The following is a 25,751-nucleotide window of genomic DNA, read 5'->3' as shown; positions in this document are numbered from 1 at the left end:
AAATGACCCCGACAGCTATTGCCAGGTCTTACTGGTTATTGAACCGGTCGTGCAAGCACACAAAACGGCTTGGCATTTCTGCCGTCCAGGTCGGTTTTGTAGAGTTTCCATGTATTCTGATCCAGTTCTTCGAGGTGAAACTGGTTGGCCGGGTCGGCCAATTGCTTCTTGACCCACCTTGGAAATGCGTTGGCGGCACGAGCGTTTTCCCATGTTCTGATGGCTTTAAAAATGGCATATTTCTCGGTACAGGCCTCCACGTCTTTCTGGTTGATTTGCAGGCTGTATGTAGAACCTATGCCGACCGAAACAGCCTGAATGTGCTCATATTGCGCCACGGTCGAGCCTGCTTTAACCGGGAAATTGCCACCCATTCCGGAGGGGAAGAAATTCGCGTAGGTTACGTCCCGGAGGTCTTTTCCCTGGCTCGTAGCGCTGCCCCATTCCCGTCGCTCGACGTCGTACAGGTTTTTGCCGCCACCGACGTTCCAGATACTCTGATAATGCCATGAGCCTTCCGATAGTGTCGACCCGGTGAAACGGATGTAGGGAACGCCAAGCTCTTTGCCTTTTTCAAACATGTTGCGGAAGAAGCGTTTGACCGAATAGTACCCATGGCCATTGTTGAACAAAAACTCCTGCCCATCGAAGTCATAATACGCCAGCCCATTGACCTTGGCAACCGACGCATAATACTGAGCGATCTGGTCCTGTAACTGCATATTGGGGATCAGCCCGTCGTAACCGTAGTTGATGGTCACTTGCAGCTTGTAAATGGTATCTCCTGCCGTATGGCTCGCGGTTGTCGTGTTCCAATAGCCGCGTTTGACGTTCAGGAGGCGGTATGGCGCTTCTTTGGAAACACCCAGGTAATGAATAAGCTCCTTCCCGATCTTGATCATATTCAGGTTCTTGCAATGGCCCTCCCAGCTTGCTATTTCATCCAGGTATTGTGGGTCGTTGACGAATATCAGCGTATCGTTAGCCGCGATACTTTTGGTCAGAATGCGTTTTTGCTGGTAGCAAAGGCTATCACCCGGAACGGGACTGGCATCCTTGGTGCCGGGCGCGAGTGCGGTGGTTATGGGCGTCCGGCCGATGATAATGCCGAGCCGAGCCGCGATTTCAGAAAATTCCTTGTGCGACTTGTCGCCCGAGGCCATTTTCAACGGTTTCTTCTCAAAATTCCTGCCGTCGATATAGCCCCCGTTACCGCGATCGGGACGGATGAACCCCTGGTCGTAGAGGCTGATAGCCTTGAAACCCAGTTGATGCGTGTAAGGCACAATGCTGTCGTACACGCCCCCGCTTGTGAGCACGTCGGGCACGTAAGCGGCAGGATCTTTAACCCATTTACCGTTGAAAGTAGGATAGGGAAGGCCTTCAGACCGCACGATATTCTGGACCACATCCAGCAATGCTGTGCTGTCGGGGCTTCCCCAGAGGGCTACCGAAGAGCCCAGGTAGTCGATACCCGGCAGCGGCTGTACGTCCAGGTGGTTGGGGATGTTGGCGGTCATGTTGGGTATCAACGAAAAGAATACCGTCCGCTTCGGAGCCCTGTCTCTCGAATTGTACGCAATAGAGATCCTGCCCTGGGTGTCGATCTGGGCCGCATTGCCATATAAAATCCTGTAATAGGGCTCCTTGTGCGCGTAAAATGCCACATCGCTGATCCCGTCGCCCCCGATGGGGAAAACCTGACCTTCGTGCAGGTTTGCAGGAAGCGGGAAGCGTTTTTTGTCCGGGCTGTGGATGATGTACTGGAATGGCGCCGCATCGGCAACTGTTTCGGATGTTCCCCCGAGCGTGTTGTCGTTGAGTGCCAGCATTCCGATAGCGTAGTTGACTGCCTCGCTCGTATCGCGCGCCACACCGATGATCTCGCCAAAAAGGTTGGTAATATTGGTGTGATAGGCCCCCCATTGGACGTTGTCGATGCCCTTGCGCGGATGCAGCGACAATAGCTTCATTTTGAAATATTTGGGATAAACAGCCAGCGAAACCGTTGCCACCGAGCCATTGGCATAATGCAATGTGTATACCTGTTTGGTTTTGTTAAAAATGGCCTTAACCGGTTGATAATAATGTTGTTTCTTACTGTCGAACAGGGATAGCAACGGGGAGGGCTTGTCGGTCGGGCTGAACTCACGGTGATTAGCCGTGCTATTTTTCATGCTCGTGATCCAACCTTTATTGTTGATGTGGATTTTAAAATAATTGGTACTGAAATCGTGCTGGGCACGCGCATACGGTGCCAGAAAAACGGCAATGAGGTTTAGGAGAAGTATTGGGAGAATCCGAAATCGCATATTTGATGTAATTTATTGAAAACGCTGACCGGTGGTAATCTTCATAGAAAGCGATGATGCCTATTCTTTCAGAGTAAGCATCATCGCCCGTCATACCTACTTTATTTTAATCCAGCGGATTGAAAGTACCGCCCCATTCTGCATTTTGCTTCAACACGGAGCTGGCCTCCAGGTTTCCCTGGCTGATCGGATAAAACCAGTGGTTCTGATCGAGGTTGAATTTATATTGGGGATCGCCGTCGAGGTTTTCGATGAACACAGCCGTGAATTTCTTGCGGACCGCCGCGTCAGAAATATCATCGGTCCATTCGATTTTCGCACCATCCTTCAACACAAAATAGATCCCCTGGCGAAACGCTGTCTTATTCACGATATCAAAACGCTTCCATCTCCGCAGATCGCCCCAGCGCTTGTTCTCGAACGCAAATTCTACAAAACGCTCACCCATATATGCCTCGCGGATGCCCGCCTGGGTCGTGGCCGTAATGCCATACTTGCCGGCCGCGCCCGGCGTAATGCCCGCTCGCGCACGGATGTCCTTCAACACCTGCAACGCTTCTTCCGGCTTACCGGCCTCATTGGCGGCTTCGCCATAGTTCATGAGTACTTCCGCGAAGCGTATTTCCACCCAGTCGGTTGCGGCATTGCCTATTAGCGTGCTGGTGAGCGTATTATCGAGCCCTTTGATTTCAAAGAAGCCCGAAACACCCGCCCCGATCGTGACCGACTTCTGGTCGCTGGCCAGCGAAACATACTTGAAGCCGCCGGGAGAGCCGGCATCTGCTATTTTCCGCCATGCGCTCCAGTACCGCGTGCCGGTCGGAAGGTCAGGGGTGGGGTAGGGCGTTCCGCCGGTAAATATCGTTGCGTAGAACCGGTCGTCGCGATTGGTGACGAAATCGGTCATGTACTGCTCGTTATAAGCCGGGTCGGTCGCCAGTTTTGCTGCGTCGAACTGCATTGGCGAGCCATCCTTTTTCGGATAGGCATTCAGCAGCGGAAGTAACGGCTGGTTTCTGTTCGCGTCGCCCTGGGTCAGTGGCTGCGGGCGGATGCCCGCCTGGTTGAAAGGGTGGTCAGGGTAGGTAAACTGGTTCACCATGATCACTTCCTTGTTACGTTCCTGCTTCCAGAGCTGCCCATACGCGCCGAGGAGGCCTTTTCCTTGGGCTTTCAGGTAATCCACGGCCGCTTTGTTGGCTTCGTAGGCTTTTTGCCATCTCGCCTGGTCGTTCGACGGGTTGAATAAAGGGCTCGCGTACCAAAGCAATACCCTGCCTTTGAAAGCCATAGCGGTTCCCTTGTCGATACGCCCGTAGTTGGCATTATCCCATTGATCGGGCAGGGATGCAATGGCCGCATCCAGGTCGGAGAGGATCTGCGTTATGCATTCGGATGTTTTGCTCCGGGCAACGAAAAGACTTTCCTTATTGGCTGGGTCCTGCGGCTTCAATATCAGCGGCACCCCGCCGAATGTTGCGACCTTGGAAAAATAATCCCATCCACGCCAGAAAAGCGCCTGCCCGGTCATCTGTTTCTTTTTCTCATCGGAAAGTACGGCTGGCGAGACATCCGCGAGCCGGGCCAGGAAAAAGTTGATCTTGTCGATATTGTTATAACTCAGGCTCTGCCCGTCGGAAGCTACGCTGATGATGCCTCTGAGGTAAGTGCCCATCGAGCCCGGGGCATTCATGGCTTCGTCGCTGCTGTTGCCATTCACCGGCCAGGAAGGGATCGAATTGCCATGGATGTCGGTCAAAAACGCGCTGATCAGCTTTTCGTCGTTCCACACGTTGTCCGGATTGATCGCATTCGTATTGATATAATCGAGGTTGGGCTCACAAGCCTGTGGCAGCAGCATCACTGCCAGGCAGAGCAGGGAGAACGGAAGGTTTTTTAAATGTTTACGCATTATTAAATCCTTTTAGATTGATCAGAATGTGACGTTTACACCGAAGTTGAAATTCCGCATAATGGGATATGCCGTACCGTCCTGGATTTCGGGATCGTAGTACTTGAAACCGGTAAGGTTGAACAGGTTGGTTCCCGAGAAATAGAACTTCACGCTTTGCAGTGCCTTGTTGTACAACCGGGGCGGCACGGTGTACCCCACGGTAAGGTATTTCAGGCGGGCAAAGCCGGCATTGCGGTACCAGTAGGTCGACTCAGCTCCATAAGTGTTGGACTGGCTTGCCGAGATTCGTTTGGGCAGGGTCGCATTAGGGTTCTCGGGCGTCCAGCTGTCGTTATACCACGCGGAGTACATCCGGTTCCATTCTACACCACCCGACAGGTCGCGGAACGATTTCTTGTATTTGAGGTTCCCGTTGAACATCAGGTCCACACTGAACCCTTTCCAGCTTCCGCCGAGGTTGAGCCCGTACACGATCGGAAAGTTGCTCGCTTTGATCACCACCCGGTCGTACGTGTCGATGATCCCGTCGGGAGTACCTTGCGGGCCGCTCATGTCTTTGTAGGTCATCATCCCGAGTTCGGGTTTAAGGCCGCTGTAAGAGTAGTTGGGATGTTCGCCGTTAAACTGGTCAAGGTCGGATTGAGAGCGGATGATCCGGTCGAACTGCAATCCGCGGATGACGGTCATGGATCTGCCCATCGTAATGTCTATTGCCTGTGCATTCTGGGCGTAATCCTGCGTGACGACCTTGTTCCAGCCATACGAGGCGGTGAGGTTGCCATAATAGGTAAATGCTTTCTTTTTATTCTCAAAACCCAGGCTCAAATCGAATCCCTGTGCCTTGATCACTCCATAATTTTCCGCTGGCAGACTAAGGCTGAACGTAGGCGGTGTGGAGAGCGATCTCGGTCCGAGGATATCATACGATTTCCGGTTCCAGTATTCGGCGGTCGCCGTCCAGTTTTTGAGGAAAGAGATATCTGCGCCTGCATTATAAGTCAGTGCTTTTTCCCAGGTGAGGTTCCGGTTCACGACCGATCCGTACGTAACACCGGCAGCGGTTTTAGGTTCGGTGCCAAAGAATGCCGGAACATTTTGTTTATAGGATTCCTGCCATAAAAAGCTGGTCAGTACCGGGCTCCCGTTCAGCCAGCCTATTGCGTCGTTTCCGGTAAGCCCGGCCGATACGCGCAGTTTCAGCTGATCGATCCCCGAAGCAGCCGGGAAGAAAGATTCTTTGGATACAACCCATCCAAGTGCTCCCGCAGGAAAAAGCCCCCATCTTTTCTCGGGTGCGAAGTTCATCGACCCGTCTTTCCGGAAAGAGAACGTTGCGAGATACTTACCATCGTAGTCGTAGTTGAACTGCCCGATGTATGAAGCGCGGCCGTTGATGTAATCGCTGCTTCCTCCCGCATAATCGTCGGCACGGGCACCACTTGCGGCCCACCACTGGTCGGTAGTGTACACGGGGAATGTTTCCCGGCCTGCAAAAATGCCGCTTCCGCTGGTTTCTGCTTTCTCATATACGAGGATACCCTGCACGTGATGCACGTTGTTGAAAGTGTTTTCGTAATTCAGTTGGAGATCGAGCTGGTAATCCTGGCCCCATGACACATCGGTGCGCAGGTAGTCCTTCGAAATATTGGTCGAGGCCTTCGTACCGATAATGCTGGCGTCGTCGGTATGGATAATGTGCTTGTTGGCACCCTCACGCTTCATGATATTCATCAGATAGCTTTTCTGGAAGACTTTCCGGCGGCTATATCCAAAATTTTTGCTGAATACAGCCTTCGCGCTAAGCCCTTTGATGACCGGGATATTGTATGTCGCATTCAGCACGACCTGTGGTTTCAGGAAATTGATTTTATCGTAGCCGCCATTCCCATTCACCGTCCCGCCGACGTTGGCGATCCAGCCGTAGTCGAGCAGTTTTCCGCCATCGGTGTAAACCGGCTGATCGGGCTGCCATACGAGCAATTTGCGGTACAGCGATTGCGATCCTTCCCAAGTGACATTACCCTGAAGGTTGTTGCTTAGGCCTAGTCCGACGAAAAATTGCAGGTCTTTGGTGGCATCGACCGTCGTATTCAGACGGATGTTGTATTTGTCGTAAGTCAGCGGTTTCAGAAAGCCGTTCTGCTTCACGTACGAGGCACCTGCGAAGTATTTTACTTTCTCGGTGCCGCCAGCGACGTTCAGATTGTGCTGCGACGTGGACGGGTTACGCCAGACCGATTCCAGCTGATCGTAGCCCCAGCCGTTGTTAATGGTTTTATAATGGTCAATCTCTTCCTGCGACCAGGCCCAGCCCGCGGGATCGCTATTACCGTTGATGCGGTTATACAGCTCGCCGGCCTGCACCGCGCTCGTGAGCGGTGCGTTTTTGGTCCGGGTATCGAAGCCCGTGTTGAAGGAATAGTTGAAAGTCGGTTTACCCGATTTCCCTCTTTTAGTAGTGATCAGGATCACACCGCCGGCAGAACGCGATCCGTAGACAGCTGCCGAAGCGGCGTCTTTCAATACCGAAATGGTCTCTACCTCGTTGGGACTAAGGTTGTTGAAATCATCGGCCGTCCGGATGATCCCGTCGATCACGAATGTAATGGGCTGGGCGTTGAGGGAAGAGCCCGTTCTGATGCTGATTTGCGGGTTGGTGCCCGGTATACCGTTGGGGGTGCCGATGTAAACACCCGCAAGTTTACCCGAGAGCAGGTTCCCTGTGGATGTTGTCGGGATATTCTGCATTTCTTCCGTGACATTCATTGTAGCCACAGAACCGGTCATCAGCGACCTTTTCTGTGAACTGTAACCCGTGACTACGAGCTCTTCGAGGGCTTTGGTGTCGGATGCAAGTGTAACGTCGATGCGGGTCCTGTTTCCTACATTCACTTCCTGTGACAAAAATCCCACGAACGAAAACACCAGTATTGCATTCTTGTCGGCCACCTCGACCTTGAATTCGCCATGTTCGTCGGTGATCGTCCCGCGCTGGGAGCCTTTTACCACCACGCTCACGCCAGGCAGGCCCTGGCCTTTCTCGTCCGAAACTTTTCCGTTCAAGCCGATTTCTACTGTCGGATCGGTGGCTTGCCCGCTGGCTGACGAGGCGGTGAGAGCGAACTGCCGGAGCGGACTGTCGGCCGGTTGGTCAGTGGTGCTCGATACAGGAGCCTGTTGTGACTTCTTATCTCCCTTCACCGGTTTGATCACGACATAACCCCCTGTTTTGGATCTCCTGTATTGCAGGCCGAGGGGTTTCAGTATCCTGGAAAGAGATTTTTCTGCATTGGGTTGAAAATCGACGGCACTTACGGGAACTTCATAGCCTTGTACTACACTGTCAAAATACAGGATATCGACTTTGTAATGGGTTTTGAAATCCTGCAATACTGATTTGAGGCTCCTGGTGGACTGCTCGGCTACGAACGGATGTTGCCGCTGCCCGATGGCCGCGAGCAACTGCGCCTGGCCGGGAGAACCGGCACTAGCGGCAGCCAGCACGAATAGAAGGGATCGTAACGGTTTTTTCATAGAAATGGGTTTTTAAGCAGGTAAGAAAAGGTTAGGGGCAAAGGGGTTTAATAATCCAGGGTGATGACCTTTCCGTCTTCCGAGCGGGAGTACGAAAGCCCGGAGTCGTCGGCCAGTATTTCAAAAAGCTCCTCGGCATTAAGCGCGGTAAAGGAGCCCGAGATGGTCTGCGCGGCAAGGGTCGAATCGGGGATGCGGATTTCCATACCGAAATTGTCTTCAAAAAGATTGCATATCTCTCGCAGGCTCTCATTTTCAAAGACAAAGCGATGGGCTTTCCATGCCGAATAATTGGCCGGGTTTGCCGTTTGCTTTACGGAAGCATGCCCGGGCGCATCGAACGTCACGAGGTCTCCGGGTCTCATCACGATCTGGTCGGTTTCGGAACCCTTCAGGTAATGCAGTTTCACTTTACCCTTATTCAATACTACACGGGAGCGCCGAGGTCGTGCATATACGTTAAATTCGGTGCCCAGCACCTCAACGTCGAAATTCTTTTCGGTGTGAACGATGAATTTTTGATGGGTTGTCGTATGTGTAATGGAGAAATCCGCCTCTCCGGTCATGTACACTTCCCGCGTGGTTTTTCCGAAGCCAAAGCGCGGGACCCGGAGCGTGGAGTTGGCATTGAGCACTACTTTGCTTCCGTCGGGTAATACCAGGCGTTGGATCTGGCCGAAACTGGTCGTGTAGATTTCGTAGCGTACATGTTCGCGCGCCAGCCAACCGCCCGATAGCAGCATTAATGTCACAGCTGCCGCAACAAGCCATGACTTTCCCTTTACCGCGAAGGCCAGCATCGGCCGCATCGTAGTGCTTTCGGTTTCGGCAGGAAGTTCGTCGAGGCGGGAGAAATGGCGTGTAATAGCGCGGTCAACATCGGCGCTGTACTGGATGTTCTGATTTTCCCATTCGAGCAACCAAATGAATAGTTGCTCCCTGGCCGAGGCATCTGCGCTCCACTGTTCGATCAAATCCTTTTCAAGAGCAGTCGCATTACCTGAAAAGTAATTGAAAATCAGCTCTTTGTTTATTGCGTTTTTCATGGTTAATTTTTTGCAAATACTGTGTCGTACCATTGAGGTGAAGCGCTAATGGAATAGGGCGAGTAAGGTGAACAGCCATTTGGCTTTGATGATCCTCCTCAGTTCCTGCATCGCACTGTACATTTGCGATTCCACCGTGCGGTAAGATATGCCCAGCTCGGCCGCGATTTCGCTGTATTTCTTCCCCTCATACCGATGCATGAGGTACACACGGCGTTGCTTTTGCGGGAGCGTGTTGATGGCGTTCTGTACGTCATTGTACAGGTCTTCATACTGGGTAATATGGTCGGGTTGATGCTCGGGTTGCAGTGTCACATATTCGGCGTATTCCAGCGAGGTGTTCCGCTTCATCTCGCGCCGGGCATAATCGAATGCACTATACCGCACGGCCGAAAACAGGTAGTTCCGGAATGACGTTTCGACGGTTGCAAAAACCCCGTCTTTGTGAAATTTGTAGAAAACCTCGGATACAATGTCTTCGGCAATTTCTTTTGATGAAACATACCGGACCACATGGCTGCACAACGGGCGGTAGTACCAACGGAATAGCAGTTCGATCCCGGTATTCGTATCCGATTCGAATGCCTTTTTCAGCAACATCTCCGATTCGGCGGGAAACGCAGGCCGATGTGAAAGACGCTCCGGGCCGCCGCCAGGGGGAGCGGGCTGGCTGTGATCATCCTCTTGATGATCGGGCAATTCCATACTATCCATTATTAGCGGGTTAAAGTGCCGACAAAAGGCCGGTTTATCAGGCCTATTACCATAAGGTCGTTTTCGGCCATAGAAACACTTAGATGATAAGTAGAATTTTTTTTAATTTTTTTATAAAATTAGTATTGAGCGACCACTTAAAGAATAATTTCGTATTGGTTTTGGCACTTTGGCCAGAACCGGTAACACCACAAAAAAATGTTTCTATGCAAAAAATGTTGCTAACTCTTCGGGCCAACAGAAGCAGTTCCGCGCTAGTCAGAAAGTTTGTTCTGGTATTTAGTCTTCTCAACGTTGTTAGTCTTGGCCCGATCGCATTTGCCCAGCAACGTTACCTGGGACTCAGCCTGGTAAACGAAGGGAACTGGAGCAATTTGAAACTCATTGAGGATGCGCATGCTGTGGGTTGTAATGCGGTTTTTCTGAGTATCCAGTGGGGGGCAATCGAAGGATACATTTCCCGGTCGATGAAGCAACAATATGGGCAGGATTACAATGTATGGCAGATGTACGACGACCAGATAGCGAAAGCCCGCTCGCTGGGAATGAAAGTCGGGATCAATGTTGCTGTCAGTACGGGTGATGACGTCACCCACAGTTATTCGGATCGGTACGGCATCAATACAGGCGACGGGTGGCTCAAAGAAGAGCGAATATTGAACGTGGGGTACGACGGAACGGAGGCTGTTTTCCAGAAATACGGCGGCAGGATCAATGGCGTTCACGTGCAATTTGTGATGACCTCCCTGGCCGCTCAGTCAACCCGTAACAGAATAGTCGATTTTACTCAAAAAGTATTGCAGCGTTATGGCCACCTTCAGGATACAAACGAACTACTCTATATGGACCTCATCTATTCACGTCAGGGTGAGGCGGAATTCGAGGCCGGAACAGATAAATACCATTTTGACCAGCCACTGAACCTACGGGACAACAACAGTCTCACGGATTACTCGCAACCGATGAGAAGCGGTTACAGGGCGTGGCTTGCGGGTAAATATGAAAAGATCCAGTCACTCAATTTCGTGTGGGGAACAGATTACAATTCTTTCAGTGAGATAACTCCCAAAAGGCCATCAGGGACAATGTTTACGCAGCCCGACGGTACCGATTGGTATCTCTACCGGACGCAGGTGTTGAAGGAAGTTAATAACATCTTCAAGAACACGGTAAAGGCCGTGGACAGTCGTATCAAAGTCATATCGCATCATGGCTCATCCTATGATAAATTATCGTTGGGAAGAACCACATTTGCATTTAACGAGATCGCAGAGGAACTGGATGGGATCAAAATCAATGACGATAACTATTACGACCACCGGTTCGCTATTGACCTTCTCCGTAGCAACCTTCCCGGTAAACTGTACATCAACGAGGCGGCCTACAATGCGAATTTTGGGATTTCCAATTTTGTCTCCTACGCTACCGAGAGCTACCTCCATGGCGCACAGATGGTGAGTTGTATGTTTTTCGAAAATTTATTGAGTGCCGGCGGAGGCCCCGCCATTCAGCAACTGGCCCAAACCTGGGTCAGTCAGCCCGTTGCGACACCCGCGCCGGCAAATCAGGACAATTTTACCCTGTCGGGTATTATCCAGCAAAATGGCTGCGTGACCAATCGCAACAGCTACTCCGACGATTGTGACGCTTATAAAACGTGGATGGCCGCGCGCAATGCCGCTGCCGGCGAACCGGTCAATATCTTTATTAAAAACGACCTGAAAATAGACTGCGAGCTCACACTGACAGGTTCGGCGAGCGTTAATAACCCGCGGATAGGAACCGTCATCAACCTGTCTTCCGCCTGCGCAGGAGATTGCTCCGGACTTAGCTACCGCTGGGAGCTAAACGGAAATACAATCGGGACGACGGCTAATCTAACCGAAATAACCGTTCCTTCGGTTCCGGGAGCATACACCTATTCGGTAACCGCAGGCCAGACCGGCTGTGCGAAAACATATGAAATGGTTGTAAACGTCACGGATGTGCTGCCGGTGACGCTTATCGACTTTAACGCTGCTGCCCGGGAGAACCATGTGTATCTCGACTGGTCAACTGCCGATGAAGCCAATTCCAGCCATTTCGAGATACAACGCAGCGAAAATGGACGCAACTGGGGTGTCATTGGAACCACAAAAGCCGCAAGTAACAGCCAGGCGACCATTGAATACGACGCCATTGACAAAGCACCCCTGGCCGGCACCAATCTTTACCGGCTAAAAATGGTGGACCGTGATAGTACATTCGCGTACAGCAAAATAGCGCGTGTGGTTTTCGAAAACCCCGAATTGTTTTCATTCTATCCCAACCCCGCTGCCGACCATTTGCAGCTAAGCGAAGCTATTCTGAAAAATGCAATATCAGTGGAGTTGCTGGATCAATCGGGTAGGGCGGTTTTCAAAAGTTCCAAGCCGTCTCCGGTCATTAGCATTGGTCATTTGCGTGCCGGTATGTATATTCTGCAGATCACCAGGCGAGACGGCAATGCAACAAGCAGGCAGGTGGCAATTGGCAGGTAGGGTAGAGGGGGCTTTCGAGCATCCAGGCTATTTTCTACATCAAAATGGTCACTGTTTTCCTCCAAACTTGCGCACTACCCGTTGTATTGGTCCATGTTCCGGAGTATTCGCCCCAGCCGTTGCTTGTTGTCTGAACTAAATTTCCCGTGGTTGAGGCTGGACCCAGGATAGTTATTGTGTGGATACCTGCCTGAGCGTTATCGCCAAACGCCCGGCGAATGTTAGAAATAACTGTCCAACTCATATCTATGACCAGTTTCAACCTACGTCGGGTTAGCTTCGTTAACAGTGCGTTTTGCTTTCTTATGAATCCCTGCAAGCATCTCGGGACTGAGGTAGGGATTGCCTGAGAGCACCGAACGTACACAGGTCACAAGTTCGTCGGCGCAGGCGTGTTTCGTAAGTATCCCTCTCACGCCCATGCGAACCAGAGAGCGTGCCAGTTTATGGTCCGGCGCGCTGGCGTAGACGATGAACGAGGTGAGCGGATTTTTTTTCATAACCCTTTTCAAGAGGGCATAATCTATCTCGGGATGCTCCTCAGACAGACCGATGATGATAACATCAAAAATGTCTAGCTGAATAATCTTTTCCAGATCTTCCATACACCCGGCTTCCAGGGTACCGAGTTTTTCGAACTGGCTTTTGAGCATACCGCGGATGCCAGTTCGAAATACCGGATGCTCGTCGACGAGTGCTACGTTCATGTCTTGTTGATTGAACAAATTGGTCTGTGGCCTGAATAAGTTTAATGCCCGTAGAAGTACTTTTTTCATCTGCAAAACTCCCTCCTAAACCTGATGACAAACAAATGGCTCCCCCGCGATAACCGCATTTACGCACGTCATCAGATCGTCAGGACTACTATTTTTATTGAGGTAACCCTTCACCCCCATGCGCATCAGCGATCCCACCGACTCATAGCATGGTATTGCGGCACACACGATGAATGATGCAAGGGGATTTTTTCGCATCACCCTTTTTAGGACGGCCTTGTCTATTTCGGGTTGCTCTTCGGACAGTCCGATGATCACGATGTCGATGTCCCCCAGCTTGTTGACCTTGGCAAGGCTATTCATTGAGCCGGTTTCGAGGGTATTGATGTTGTTAAGCTGACTATTTAACATCACGCGGATGCCTGTACGGAAGATCGGGTGCCTGTCAATGAGTGCTACGTTCATAATTTCGGTAGTTAATTTTTAGATGGGAGGGGTTGCGTTTAAATCATTTCTCCCGACAGCGCCGGGAGGTGATTGATCCACTCAACGTCATGAAATTTATCTTCGCAGTCCCCTTCGCATGGTCCACTTGCCGGAATCCATGGTATGTATCACGGATTCGGCATGAACAAATGTATTTCGTATAGGCGGACCCGGCATTACAATAAATTGAATCGTTGATTTAAGAAATTGAATAACTTATTAAAGAAATTTAATGCTAGATAGAAGTAGTACTATGAATGATTTTTCTATATTAATGTCAGGAATACCTCCCCGGCACTTTTTTCAGACTCCATCATAATGAGCATTCAGATTATCATCGCTGAGGATCATCCGTTAGTTTTAGCGGGAATTCAGTTTCTGTTGATGGATCATAAGCCGGACGCGGTCATCACCAGCACCACAGACTTTCGGAAAACAATAGCAATGCTCGAAAAGCAAAAGTTTGACCTGCTGATCATGGACATCAACCTCCCGGGCGGCGATAAGGTGGGGATGGTGCATTCGGTCAGGTTAAAACAGCCTGATATACCCATACTGGTCTGTTCCAGCTACGACGAGCAGCTATATGCGTTACCGTTCCTGAAAGCAGGCGCAAACGGCTATATTTCCAAAACTGCCATCAATGACGACTTCACCCAGGCGGTCGATAAGGTGCTGAGCGGGCAAACCTATGCGAGCGCGGAAGTTATGCAAAACGCATTCCGACAGCTATTCAACGCAAAAGGCTCGGAAGAATCGGCTACCGACAAGCTTTCGGAGAGAGAGCTCGAAGTAGCGCAGCTCCTGGTAAAGGGCGTACCGGCCAAGTCTATCGGCGAGCAGTTAAATCTTTCGCCTTCATCGGTCAGCATTTATAAATCCAAGATATTCGAAAAGCTCGGCGTAGAGAATGTAATCCAGTTGACAACCTATTTCGAACTGAATGGTTAGTTGCCGTTCGCAAATAGCTTCCCGATTTAAATGTTTTAAGCCTGACCATGAGAGCTCTGCTGTTCCACCTTATTCTGGCGTGTTTAACCGGGCTATTGACCACTGAACGCGCGATAAGTCAGCAACAGGCTCCGGCGGGATACTGGTTACAGCATTTTACCGACGAGAATGGCCTTCCCCAAAATAGCGTCAAAGCCATCGCCCAAGACAAAAACGGGTTTATCTGGCTGACTACCGAAGCTGGCGTGGTCCGATTCGACGGCCATCGTTTTGTGACATTTGACAGATCCGTAATCCCTATTTCTACAAACCGTCTCCGTGGGTTCATTCCGTCCGTCGTCAGTGGGCACGGGCAACATGAATTTTATGCGCTGTCCGAAAGGAACGATTATGTTGGTGTGCTTGCGAACGGCCTGGTGTCCGTCGATACAACCTTTTACCGGGATTATCTAGATCACAACCCACTTGCGCGCGGGGACAACGGGCCCAACACCATAGTCGCCAGCATTCCCGTTCCACCCCTTCCTGATCCGTTCGCGAAACACCACTTTCTGGCGGTGGACGATCAAACACATTATATCTGGCAAAACGGCCAGGTCGCGTATTTTCAACTTGGCAAACATGTCTTTACCACGCATGCATCGTTACGGCACCTTATTTTGATCGGGAACAAGCCATACGGAATCGATAGCAGCGGCAATTTCAAAGTGATCGAGCGGATTACCCGCGAAGCTGTCATCACCGGGGACATCACTTCGAACCCCCATTACCGTACCAGCGCAAACCATTCCCGGCTGTTCTGGAACAATATCTCCCGGCAGGCATTTCTTTACCTGAATAACAGCCTGTACCTGCTCAATCCAACCGGAAATGGAAACCTTGAAACGAGGCTGATTTTGAGCGATTTCGATTTTGATAACCTTAGCATAGCCGCGATCTATTTTGACGAAAGCAATCGTTTCCTTTTTCTTGGAAGTATAACAAAAGGACTGTTCTTACTTAAGAGGGAGATTTTTCAAACACACAAATTACCTTCCGATAATGCCGACAATGTCTATTATGCGCAGCTGCCCGCCCGAAACAGAGCGGTGTTAACGGCACAAGGATACTTATTTAGCGCCAAACCTGACGACTCGCATGTCACTGCAAAAAAAGTCTCCCCGTTTATGGAGAAGTTCGGCTACAAATTCGCCATGGCCCAGAACCGGGATAGTTCGTTCTGGTTTGGCATCGGATCAAATTTGTACAAACTCGACCAGACCGGACAAAAAATCCTCGCTCATGTAAAAATGCCCGATTCGGCGAGTTCACTTTACGTCGACCCAACCGGCAAATTGTGGATCGGCTGCGATAGCGATGTTTTATATATTCTCGAAGAGTCGCAGGGTAAATATACGCCGCGACGGAAGTTCACGCTGGCTTCAAAAGGGGTGATGATCATTGACATGAAAAATGCCAACACCATGTTGCTGGGCACGTTGACGGGTATTTACAGGCTCGACATCCGCACAGGTATTTCCCAACTCGTCATACCACTTGAAAACGTCGCCATCCGCAGCTTTTATACAACCCCGGAAGGTACCTGGATCACGACCTATGGTAATGGTTTTTACCTTCTTAATAAAAACAAACTTGTTCGGTTCCCACTTGACAAAGACCGGTTTTTGGCGACCTCCCATTGCATCATTGAAGACAAGAATGGTTTTTTCTGGATTACTACCAATCGCGGTCTTTTTCAGGTTGCTAAAAAGAGGCTACTGGATTACGCAACTGACAACCGGAATCAGGTATTTTACTTGTATTACGACAAGCAAAGCGGGTTTGAAACCAATGAGTTCAACGGCGGCTGCAAGCCCTGTGCCCTTACACTGGCTGATGGAACCGTCTCACTTCCTTCGATGGACGGGCTGGTTTGGTACAAGCCGGAAACAATTACTCCTGTACTTCCCGATAAAGGTATTTTTATCAATGCAATTCTTGAAGATGGAAAAGAACTGCCTGTACGGGACAGCTTGGAAATCTCCCGCGACTTCGAGCAGTTACGCCTGACGATTGCCACGCCTTATATGGGCAACAGCCGGAACATTCAAATGTACTATTCACTATCCGGGCAAGGGCGCACCGAGAAATGGACGCCGGTCAATCCGGATTTTATAATTCCCATATTGAAGATCCCGTATGGTAACTACGTGTTGAAAATTCGCAAGGTTAGCGGGTTCGGGGCTAATGATTACACTTATAAGACGATAAAACTCCATATTCCGCGTGCCTGGTACGAAACCTGGTGGTTTCAGTCGCTGCTGGTTGCGGCCATGGCGGGGCTGTTCTTTATTTCTGTGAGATTGAGGACAGAAAGTCTTGTCAGGAAAGAACGTGAGGCTAACCTGATACGCCACTACCGGGTCATCAGCCAGATCATCGCCGCTGTGAACCACGATATTCAGACGCCTTTGCATTATATCGGTTATTCACTCAAACAAATTAATGCCTACCTGCATAAACAAAGCGCAACCGATCCACTCATTACCCGTATGAGCGAGGAATCCCTCAACACGTCCGAAAGGCTTGGTGCGCTTACCAAAAACTTTCTGGACTATATCAAACTGCAAAGTAAAACCGCATCATCGCGGACCGAAACGAGTATTTTCCCCGTCTCGGAGCTGGTCGGTAATATTTCAGGGCTCTTTGCCGCGATCGCAACATTCAGGGGCATAACTATCAGGAACACAATCGATCCGGATCTTACCATCCATAGCGACCGCAACCTGGTTTCCATCATTGTACACAACCTGATCGACAACGCATTGAAGGCAAGTCAGTCGGAAATAACGGTGTCCGCGGATATTGAAAACGGGCAAACGCGTATCATAGTCGCAGATGACGGCGGTGGGATACCGCAGGATCAGGCCAACTGGCTAAACAGGGATTACCGGTCCTACGAAGACTGGCTTCGCGCCTCCCAACGTCCCGATCAGAAAGGGATGGGCCTGGTGATCGTCAAGGATTTGTGTGTGTTGCTGGGCATCAGCATCAAGGTGATTGTGCAGGAGGAGCACTGCACAACGATCATACTGGCCTTTCATACAGTCGAGAAATAAGACCAAGGTGTTCCTAATGGGTTCGGAAGGCCTCTCGTAGCATTAGCGAGGCCCGTGATGTGAATTCATTGTTGCCGGGAATCATGACTTTCAGACTGGGATATTCAAAGATCGTGATGATGCTGTAATTATTAAGGTTGCCGGCAGAGGTTGATGCACAAAAGAAGGTAGGTGTCATGTCGGTTTCCTAGACAGGAGACAAAACGTGAGTCACCTGCCGAAAACACGAGGAAAGCGATAACGGTTTTCGTCGATAAAAACAGCTATCCGGTAATTTTCCTCGGAATCGATCGCCAGGTTTTCGATCTCGTCGACGCCGCACGGAAACGGCTTTTGACCTACCTTTCGTTTCCCGGCGCTACGGAATCCTGTGCGGTTAAATGCATGTAATATACCGTCTTCGACAAACGTATTGGGCCGGTCTTCGCGTATGAAATCCGTGTCGCTGTCGTAATATCTGCGGTTCAACGTTCTGATGGTAAAAGCGGAATCATAGCTTTGGCCTTCGGGATTGACCACATACTTGTCGTAGGTTTCGATTAGGTATTCGATGGTCTGATGTTTCAGAAACGGGAAAATCGGCCCGAGTTGAAGGAAATGATCGCCTTCGGTATGGTCGAGCAATGCAGCGGTTACCTTGTCGGAAGTGAGCTCCAACTCTATCTCGTCCAGGCTTGCCTGGTAGGCATTGATCACTTTTATCTTGCCAGAGCGGTCGTAGTAATTCCTGATCCCTTTGGAATCGGTGTTGATAATGATTTTACCAATCTGGGGAAATGCTTCGAGTTTATCGATCATCAAGTTGTAGAGAGGCTTGCCGGAGATGTATTCGAAGTGTCGGTTTGGAAAAAAATAGCCCGCGTCCTGCGGAATTGAAAGGAGCGCCGTTAACGAGTAATTGCTCATCGTTCAAATAGTTGTTGGTTTTCAGGGCTAATGTACAAATCGCTTTGCACTATTGCCGACAAGTTAGATAAAAGAACGGGCCGTCCGTTGTAGCTTCAAAAATCTTCGAAAGCGTTACCGGTATGTAATGTTCGAAATTCAGGCGCCGATGACTACATTTCTGGAAAACTGCTCCTTCAAGCCGTGAATTGCCGATAATGCCTAAAGGGATCAAGCTCAAGGCGGTGGGAATTTCAGCCTCTATAATGGCGGCTTTTTCTGTTGTTGGAGATGCCTAAAATATAGCCGCCAGCACGTTCGTGCACTTAGTCCGTATCCTTTTCGCCAATAGAGGGCCACTGTTGAAAGGGCTTTATCTATGGAGTTTTCACCCGAATCGCAGTCAAATCGATATAGTAGCCATAGGCTCCGTGCATGTCTGGTGAGGTTAGGGCACCGTAACATTCCTTACGCTTATAAGACACCATGACCCTTAAACCCGGTTTCCGGAAATCAACTGGTACAGACATTGACTCCTGGCAAGGAGCTAATAAATTCTCACCAATACTGTATGATGCTCCGTCAAAATCCTTTGGTTCAGTACTTAATATATATTGATCAGGACCTTGGTTACCACCAGCAGGTTGGTTGCCGATACGATAAACCACAACAGCCTCTATGTTTTTCATTTCTTTTTTAGCTGTTTTATTATGGCAATCGCATGGACCCGCCTGTTTATCAGGATCCTTACACTGAAAGTTAAAGAAACATACAATCACAGACATCAAGGTGAATCGGGCGATCATATTTGCGATCTGGTTGAAAAGTACATTAAAGCTTGTTCTTGCCGCTAACCTGGGTTATATGGCATTGATCAGCTTTGAAAATATAGTCCTCCCGGACGACCACTTCACGGCCGCGTTTGCCAATAAACCGAAAATTATCTTGTTGATTTTCCAGCTTGGCCTGGTAGTTGTCATCCAGGACGACGTAGTATCCCTGGCGGAAATCGGCATTTCCTTTAATGCGAATCGTATCTGAATTTGACAACCGAATTGTGAACGATTCTGTTAACGGGGTTCCCGGCACGTAAAGTGTCGTGGACCGAAATTCCTCCGTACAAATCACACCTTGATAGGGTTGCCCGTTCTCGCAGGCGGATAGCGATATTGCTAAAAATGATATAAGGCATACGATGGAGATTCTAGTATCCATGCTGCTGTTTGGTGTAGTGGATATTTCTTGGACACAATCGGGCACCTAGCCGTTGGAAATTGCGGGAATAATTTAGAGCACCTGGTGATCGACTCTCGGATAACTACCGCGAAATACATTGTAGAAGTGATTTTGTCCCAATGATATTTTTGGTTTCGAATAAAAGATGGCCTAGAAATACTGGCGAGTTGCTTAATTTGGTCAAAAGTAGAAAAGGAATTTGTCCATATTCCATCAAATTCTCATGCCTTGGTTGTTTTAAATACAAAATTTTCTACCGTGAATAAACTTTTGAAAGACTTTTACTGCATTTCAGGTATTTGTCTCTGCATCTATTTTCCTGGTGTATGCCAAAGTTTATCAGGTGAGTGGTCCGGACAGATAACCCAGACTGGAAGTAGGTATGGAAATATTTTAATTCAGATTAAGATGCTGCAAAATGGTAACGCGATTTCAGGAGAGATTAAAACTATCGTAAAGAACAACTTCATCGTTCAAGAATTTACTGGTTCTAGGATAAATGGCGAAATTCTTATAAACGAAAGAAAAGTATTGAAAGAGGTGGGTAACCTAGATTGGTATTTGAAGCGATTGAGGGGACGACTTGTAGTGGATGCTAATAAGATGATTATCTATGGTACGTGGAATAGTCAACAAGCATATCAATTTAACGCCTATGTTCCTGCAAGATATTCAGGTGGAACGTTCCAGATATCATTAGCCAAACCTGTTGAAGCCCCCAAAAAGGGGAAAAATGCGTTCCTCACGCTTCGGGTGTTGGACAAAAACACTTTGCAACCAATCAATTCCGACTTGAATATTTCGGTTTCAAAAGGAAGAATGCGTATGCCGTTGAAACGTGTAGGGGGCCACTACATTTTCGAAACAACTACCGGGGAAACTGTACAGATAACCGTTTACGGGCTTGGTTATGAATCTTTCAATGAAGTTGTGAAAGTCGATAAAGCACATATGTCAAAGCAAATCCTCATAATCCCAAGTCTTAAAAAGCGCGCCAAACAAATGTCTCCCGTAGGCGCCACTGAGCTCAAAGCCGGCGATACATTGCAATTATTGCTACATTTTGAGCAGAGCAGTGCAGTTCTTTTGCCGGACAGCGAACCTGAATTGGAGAAAGTTCTACGGTTCCTAATTGAACATCCTTCAGCAAAAGTCGAGCTTATAGGTCACACCGATAATGTTGGAGATCCTGTAAAGAACTTTCGTCTATCTGGTGACAGAGTGAATGCTATCAAAGGTTACTTAGTCGGCAACAAGATTAGTGCTCATAGAATTTATTGTCGTTCGATGGGAGGGAGGAAGCCGATAGCCGAAAATAGTAGTGAAGAAAATCGGAAGAAGAATCGACGTGTTGAAATGAGAGTTGTAGAGTTGTAAGCGTTTGTATACAATCCAGTCGCCAATGGATCTCATCACCAACACCGCTGACTTCCAAGCTGAAAATAACCTTCTTTTTAATGATCATATCTGCCTTCTTCCGACCTTCGCTGATGGTCAGCGCGGTCGGTTTTCTCATGCCTTCCCTCCGTCGCAAACTTCGCTTCGGAGAATATGGTCAGATGAAAGCTGTTTTGATATGAGGTCATTTGCAAGGGCCACGATCCGGTTTCCGTCCGGCTCCGCTTGTCCCGGAAGTGCGGGGAAATTACGATTCGTTTCCGAACAAGCTCGCCCTTGCAGTCGTCCATCGTATAAAATTCAACATACCATTCTTTTGTTAGGTCGCCTTTGCGGTCGCGGAGAACCGCCAATTTGAAGGGAGGGTGTGTGTGATCTTTCATCAGCTCGGAAAATAAATTTGTCCCGCTAATTGTCCCGAAAACGAAAAACGCCCCTGCTGTTACCAGCAGAGGCATTTTGCAGAGAGGAAGAGATTCGAACTCTCTTGTAACTCGCTTATAATGAGTTGTTTGTGAAGCTTGTTTTTGCCTGCTCCCGAATTGCTCACCCAGATTTTTGATTGGCAATTGATTGTTCGAAGTTACAATTTTTTGTGCAAGTTTTAAATCGTTGTCAGGGTTATAAATTCCGAAAGTGATCCAATAATGTAAGCGCCCCGCCTTTGATCTGAGAATTCCAGGTGGCGTCCGATCCATTCACCATGCCCTGTGATCTCATACCGTTATGTTATTAAATACTAGATACTTCTGCGAAAGTAAGCCCGCGTTCCTGAACCACTTTGGAGAGGAATATCCATCATACCTCAAAGTAGTTTTCTGTTTTCAAATCGCAAACAGAAAACTACCAACTACTCATCTGTAATCGTTTGTGTCTCAAAATCGATGGAGTAAGATAAACAGATAGTTACTCCATCAAAGAAATCATTAGTAGTCTACGAAAACATGACCTTCATATTCGCTGTATCCCTCTAAAAACAGGTCGTTGGCGAAGGCTTCATAGTCGAAATATTTTTCCAGCGTGGACGGCACGCCTGAAAGCAGTCCGTCTCTTCGACGTATTGGCAGGGGTATTCAAGTGTAGCGTCCTTCATTGAGCCGCCGAAGAATCCCCGATAGCATTCCCGAAAACTTTCAACTTGGTCGTCCAATTCGTACCCGTTGGATGGCCAATAGTTAATCTGTTTGCAGTAAATCTCAAATGCTTCGGCAGTCTCATCGTCCATATCACATGTGGCCTCAAAGTAGGCGAACGCTTCTTTGTGAAGGCTGCATTCCGATATCAAAAAATCCGGGATGTTTTCCCAGTCTTGGAACATAAGCTCCGGATCGAATTCATTACGATGAAACTCGTGGCAATCTTGTAGGAAATCTTTTAGATCTGAGTAGTCTGTTAGGTCAAACCATTTACCGAACAGCGATCCATTGTTGTACTGGCCATAGGTTCCTGCATAGATTCTTGGAGCATTTTCGAGATTTCTCATGATTGAAGGGCATTTGGGTAGCTAAGGCCCGGCTTTGTGCTCAGGGCAATCGCTGCCTTCCAATCAATGAAAAAATGACGGGGCTCGTCCCCTTGGTCGCAAGCCCATCCGGCGGTTTAAGGTGCGGCTGGCTGCCGAGCGATCAGCTAAAAAGCCGGATGACGGAGTGCAGGCTTGCAACCGTCATTTTTTGCTTTGTAACTTTCGTTTGCACTGATCACGATCTAGCTGATGTCCTTTGCGGGGCCAGCGACTTAGCCCCGCCTCCCTCCCGTGAAGTCAATTTAAAGTCAAATAAAGTACCTGTAAATCAATGATTTGAAAAAAAGCTCGAAATCCCGTGCTACAAAATACCCTTGAGCCAGCACATGGCAGCGATACTCATCGGCTCAACCAAAACCGGCTCATCAACGTTGGCTTGACCGTAGACTAAATCTTGATAGTTCATTCATGGACTTTGAATATGGGTAACCTGCGTTATCTTGCAAATAGAATCAGCCATATTTGCTCGGTCTGAGTAAAGCTTTAAAGCTTAGCCTAGTTCTAGTATCACAGGACAATATGGATTCCAGCTAATGATAAATATCTTTCAGCCATTAATATCGGTGAGAAATTACGCCTTTGTAATCAGCTTTATGCTCCTGGGAATGCTTTCATGTGCGCCGGTGCTAAACAAAGCGAAGGGAGATATTTTCAGGTATATCGATATCGGGAATAACTACCGACTCTTACTCGGAGATAAAATTGAGAAACATTTAGCTATCCTTGAACCGGTAGGAGATGGATACAAACTGCCGGGTAAAGGCTATGGAGATGCGAACAGTATACTCATTCATGTTTCCAGGGAAGGCAAAATTGAGAGATTTGAATTTTTATACGACTCCGGAATCAGTAGGCAATCAAAAATTGACGACTATCGATCTTTATTCGGCGCCCCACAGGTAAAAGACGGCGTGTCGTTTTGGAGGGATAAGATGACCGAGTTACAGGTAACTAACCTTTCAGACGGCTCCTTGGTCATTTATTTAATTGACATATCCGAATAGTAGACCATACTACGTTGTTTCGCGGAGCTCAGAGGCTTTCTGTGCTATCTTGGGGGCATCTGTACCCTTTGCTATGCTTCTTCAGGCATTAAGTCTTTGGGAGAACAGTTCATTTCACGGGCTAGTATTCCAATATGTTCAATATTGTACTTACTCGGAAATTTGGGGCTTTCGATTTGTCCAATAAATCCCCTGGTCAGATTTAGAAACATAGCGAGATCGTCCTGAGTATAGCCCTTAGCTTTTCGGACTTTCCTCACTTGATTTATCACCGCAATTTCGAAATCTGTTTTTTCGGGCATGGGTTGCAAGAACCAAAAACATTGCTATTTTTGTGCTTAGTTATAGCTAAGCAAATGATTCAACGTGTCTGCTTCCACAATTTCAGACGCCTAAATAGATGATGAGGTGATGTATTACTAAGTCTATAATGTATGATATGGGAATTCTAAATCTGCATACCAATTCTGGTGGAAAAGTCGATATGTTCGACCGGTTTAAGGACGGTGATGAACGAGCATTTACAGGTTTCTACCAGAAGTCATTTTCTAGCCTTTTCCACATTGGCAGAGGGCTGGTCAATGACGAGTTTCTGGTAAGCTGCATTCTCCACGAATGTTACCTGAAGGCCTGGACACACCGCGAAAAGATTGAAAGCCTCCCTCATGCATACCGGTTTATTCGCCTCAATCTCCGTTGGCAACTCTTGAAACAGGTCCAAAAGCCAGCATATCAGATATACCGGAAAATAACTGAAATAGACCACTTGGAATCCTTCCTGGGGGAGAACCCAGATGTGGAAGGTTATTTCAGGGAGAACAGCGAAGGGAAAAGATGGGAAGAAATCGCCAGAGCGATCTCTTTTCTGCCCAAACAACGCCAGTTGATCGCAAGCCTACATTTCCAAGATGGGCACAGTCCGCGCGAGGTAGCACAAAGAATAGGAGCCAGTACGCTGCACGTCACCAGCGAAATCCAAAAAGCCGTAGAGGAGCTTAAAAGGATTGTTGCACCCCGCGCGACTGTGCCTATAAGGCAAGCAAAGCGTCCCTATTCCTACGATCATATTCTGAGTGGCGAGCAGGCTGCGGTGTTCGAGCTCAGGCAAGATCAGAAGAAATCTTTCGCCGATATCGCCTCAATGCTGGGCTACCCGCAAACCCAAGTACAGCAGCATTATATCAAAGCATATCAGCTTATTAAAAATCACCGGAAACAAAATGGGCGTTAGATCATGGAAAAGCTTTTCACCACCCGGAAAATCCGTCTTCTGATTGATTCGGATGACATCGATCAGAAAAACAAGATTCTGGATACGCTCTACCAGTGGCGCTACATCTGTTTCAAAGCAGCCAACCAGATCTACACCCATCACTACGTACAACAGCAGCTCAGGGAAATGCTCTATCTGACCGAAGGCGTAAGGGCAAGGCTGTCTGATATTAAAAAAGACGAGTATGGGATGCTCTCGACATCCAGAATGAATACCAGCTACCAGGTACTTGCTCAAAACTATAAAGGCAGTATCCCGATGCACGTCATGAGCACTTTGAATGGCAATCTGGTCGCCAGTTTCAACAAGATGAGTAAAGCACTGGCTAGCGGTGAAAGCGCAATGCCTAATTTCCGAAAAGAAATCCCGATCCCGTTTAAAGGGACGGATATAAAAAAGCTTAGAAGTAGTAGGGATACAGCGGTATTTCATTTCTCCCTATTCGATATCCCGTTCAGGACATACCTGGGAAAAACAGGCCATGACAAGCGGGAAATGCTCCAACGCTTAGCTGTTGGCCAGGTTAAGCTTTGCAGCAGCTCGCTGGCGCTAGACAAAGGAAAGATTTTTATGCTTGCTGTTTTTCAGACTGAACCAGCTGAACAACAGCTTGATCAGGATGTTATCGCCGAGGCGAGTTTGTCACTGGATTATCCAATCATCGTTTCAGTCGGCAACAAACGTTATACGATCGGAAACAAGGACGAGTATCTCTATAAGAGACTTGCTATCCAGGCCGCCATCCGGCGCAAAAAGAAAGCAATGGCTTTCATGAACCAAAATAGCCGAAAGCGACTCAGAAAATCGAGCATCGATAATCTGATGCAATCAGAGAAGCGGTATGTCTCCCACAAGCAGCACGTATACAGTAAGAGGTTAATCGATATATGCCTGAAAAACAAGGCAGCAACTTTGCTGCTTGTAGACCAGACAGAGAAGGAGCAGCAGGCCAAAGAAGATCCTTTCCTTTTTCGGAACTGGGGATATTACGGCCTTAAACAAAAGATAGAGCGCAAAGCAGAAAAGATGGGCATCGCCGTGCTGATCGAATGAATTTTCACAGAGGCTGCTTGTACAGCCGCAGGATGAAACCACCAGCGGTTTCATTAAGTGCCTAGGGGCACATACAACTGGGTTAG

At 48.6% G+C, this 25,751-nt stretch carries 20 protein-coding genes; 8 read left to right on the top strand and 12 right to left on the bottom strand.

The window, feature by feature from the left end; genetic code table 11:
- Positions 1 to 35: 35 nt before the first annotated feature.
- The 5 genes from IEY24_RS13665 to IEY24_RS13645 all read right to left on the bottom strand — a co-directional run bounded on the left by IEY24_RS13665 (position 36) and on the right by IEY24_RS13645 (position 9,521).
- Positions 36 to 2,312, bottom strand: coding sequence for a hypothetical protein (locus IEY24_RS13665; RefSeq protein ID WP_188932920.1), 2,277 nt, complete (start codon positions 2,310 to 2,312; stop codon positions 36 to 38).
- Between the two features lie 106 nt (positions 2,313 to 2,418).
- Positions 2,419 to 4,224, bottom strand: a complete 1,806-nt coding sequence (locus tag IEY24_RS13660; RefSeq protein ID WP_188932918.1) for a RagB/SusD family nutrient uptake outer membrane protein — start codon at positions 4,222 to 4,224, stop codon at positions 2,419 to 2,421.
- A 21-nt stretch (positions 4,225 to 4,245) separates the two neighbouring features.
- Positions 4,246 to 7,761 (bottom strand): SusC/RagA family TonB-linked outer membrane protein, encoded by a 3,516-nt coding sequence (locus IEY24_RS13655; RefSeq protein ID WP_188932916.1) that lies wholly within the window; start codon positions 7,759 to 7,761, stop codon positions 4,246 to 4,248.
- A gap of 47 nt (positions 7,762 to 7,808) precedes the next feature.
- Positions 7,809 to 8,807, bottom strand: a complete 999-nt coding sequence (locus tag IEY24_RS13650; protein WP_188932915.1) for a FecR family protein — start codon at positions 8,805 to 8,807, stop codon at positions 7,809 to 7,811.
- 45 nt (positions 8,808 to 8,852) lie between these two features.
- A complete protein-coding gene (locus tag IEY24_RS13645; protein ID WP_188932913.1) occupies positions 8,853 to 9,521 on the bottom strand; it encodes an RNA polymerase sigma-70 factor in 669 nt (222 codons plus the stop codon).
- Positions 9,522 to 9,736: 215 nt separating this feature from the next.
- Between IEY24_RS13645 and IEY24_RS13640 the strand changes: the two genes are divergently transcribed.
- Positions 9,737 to 12,040, top strand: coding sequence for a T9SS type A sorting domain-containing protein (locus tag IEY24_RS13640; RefSeq protein WP_188932912.1), 2,304 nt, complete (start codon positions 9,737 to 9,739; stop codon positions 12,038 to 12,040).
- A gap of 263 nt (positions 12,041 to 12,303) precedes the next feature.
- On the opposite strand, the gene IEY24_RS13635 is transcribed toward IEY24_RS13640, so the two are convergent.
- Both IEY24_RS13635 and IEY24_RS13630 read right to left on the bottom strand, forming a co-directional pair.
- A complete protein-coding gene (locus tag IEY24_RS13635; protein WP_188932911.1) occupies positions 12,304 to 12,747 on the bottom strand; it encodes a response regulator in 444 nt (147 codons plus the stop codon).
- 84 nt (positions 12,748 to 12,831) lie between these two features.
- Positions 12,832 to 13,221: a response regulator gene (locus IEY24_RS13630; RefSeq protein WP_188932910.1), complete on the bottom strand. Its 390-nt coding sequence runs from the start codon at positions 13,219 to 13,221 to the stop codon at positions 12,832 to 12,834.
- A 339-nt stretch (positions 13,222 to 13,560) separates the two neighbouring features.
- Here IEY24_RS13630 and IEY24_RS13625 point away from each other — a divergent pair, with 339 nt between their 5' ends.
- Entirely contained in the window at positions 13,561 to 14,193 is a 633-nt protein-coding gene (locus tag IEY24_RS13625; protein WP_188932908.1) for a response regulator transcription factor, read from the top strand.
- A 47-nt stretch (positions 14,194 to 14,240) separates the two neighbouring features.
- Complete coding sequence (locus IEY24_RS13620) at positions 14,241 to 17,291, top strand: sensor histidine kinase (RefSeq protein WP_188932906.1); 3,051 nt, start codon at positions 14,241 to 14,243, stop codon at positions 17,289 to 17,291.
- A gap of 210 nt (positions 17,292 to 17,501) precedes the next feature.
- Here IEY24_RS13620 and IEY24_RS13615 read toward each other — a convergent pair whose 3' ends face one another.
- Together IEY24_RS13615 and IEY24_RS13610 are read right to left on the bottom strand one after the other, a co-directional pair.
- Positions 17,502 to 18,197, bottom strand: a complete 696-nt coding sequence (locus IEY24_RS13615; protein ID WP_188932903.1) for a cytidylyltransferase domain-containing protein — start codon at positions 18,195 to 18,197, stop codon at positions 17,502 to 17,504.
- A 356-nt stretch (positions 18,198 to 18,553) separates the two neighbouring features.
- A complete protein-coding gene (locus tag IEY24_RS13610; RefSeq protein WP_188932901.1) occupies positions 18,554 to 18,982 on the bottom strand; it encodes a hypothetical protein in 429 nt (142 codons plus the stop codon).
- A gap of 13 nt (positions 18,983 to 18,995) precedes the next feature.
- On the opposite strand from IEY24_RS13610, the gene IEY24_RS13605 reads away from it, so the two are divergent.
- On the top strand, positions 18,996 to 19,217 hold the full coding sequence (locus IEY24_RS13605) for a hypothetical protein (RefSeq protein ID WP_188932899.1): 222 nt from the start codon (positions 18,996 to 18,998) through the stop codon (positions 19,215 to 19,217).
- A gap of 453 nt (positions 19,218 to 19,670) precedes the next feature.
- A complete protein-coding gene (locus tag IEY24_RS13600; protein ID WP_188932897.1) occupies positions 19,671 to 20,789 on the top strand; it encodes an OmpA family protein in 1,119 nt (372 codons plus the stop codon).
- 77 nt (positions 20,790 to 20,866) lie between these two features.
- Here IEY24_RS13600 and IEY24_RS13595 read toward each other — a convergent pair whose 3' ends face one another.
- Positions 20,867 to 21,193 carry a hypothetical protein gene (locus IEY24_RS13595; RefSeq protein WP_188932895.1) on the bottom strand — a complete coding sequence of 109 codons (327 nt, stop codon included), beginning with the start codon at positions 21,191 to 21,193 and terminating at the stop codon, positions 20,867 to 20,869.
- A gap of 587 nt (positions 21,194 to 21,780) precedes the next feature.
- Positions 21,781 to 22,293, bottom strand: a complete 513-nt coding sequence (locus IEY24_RS13590) for an antirestriction protein ArdA (RefSeq protein ID WP_438821072.1) — start codon at positions 22,291 to 22,293, stop codon at positions 21,781 to 21,783.
- Positions 22,294 to 22,898: 605 nt separating this feature from the next.
- Between IEY24_RS13590 and IEY24_RS13585 the strand changes: the two genes are divergently transcribed.
- A complete protein-coding gene (locus tag IEY24_RS13585; protein ID WP_188932892.1) occupies positions 22,899 to 23,339 on the top strand; it encodes a hypothetical protein in 441 nt (146 codons plus the stop codon).
- A gap of 71 nt (positions 23,340 to 23,410) precedes the next feature.
- Here IEY24_RS13585 and IEY24_RS13580 read toward each other — a convergent pair whose 3' ends face one another.
- Positions 23,411 to 23,641 (bottom strand): helix-turn-helix domain-containing protein, encoded by a 231-nt coding sequence (locus tag IEY24_RS13580; RefSeq protein WP_188932890.1) that lies wholly within the window; start codon positions 23,639 to 23,641, stop codon positions 23,411 to 23,413.
- Positions 23,642 to 23,778: 137 nt separating this feature from the next.
- On the opposite strand from IEY24_RS13580, the gene IEY24_RS13575 reads away from it, so the two are divergent.
- Complete coding sequence (locus tag IEY24_RS13575) at positions 23,779 to 24,570, top strand: RNA polymerase sigma factor (protein ID WP_188932889.1); 792 nt, start codon at positions 23,779 to 23,781, stop codon at positions 24,568 to 24,570.
- 3 nt (positions 24,571 to 24,573) lie between these two features.
- Positions 24,574 to 25,665, top strand: coding sequence for a hypothetical protein (locus tag IEY24_RS13570; RefSeq protein ID WP_188932888.1), 1,092 nt, complete (start codon positions 24,574 to 24,576; stop codon positions 25,663 to 25,665).
- Positions 25,666 to 25,751: the final 86 nt, after the last annotated feature.

This window comes from Dyadobacter endophyticus, from assembly GCF_014641595.1.
GTDB lineage: Bacteria > Bacteroidota > Bacteroidia > Cytophagales > Spirosomataceae > Dyadobacter > Dyadobacter endophyticus.
This window is presented reverse-complemented; position numbering and strand designations above follow the sequence as displayed.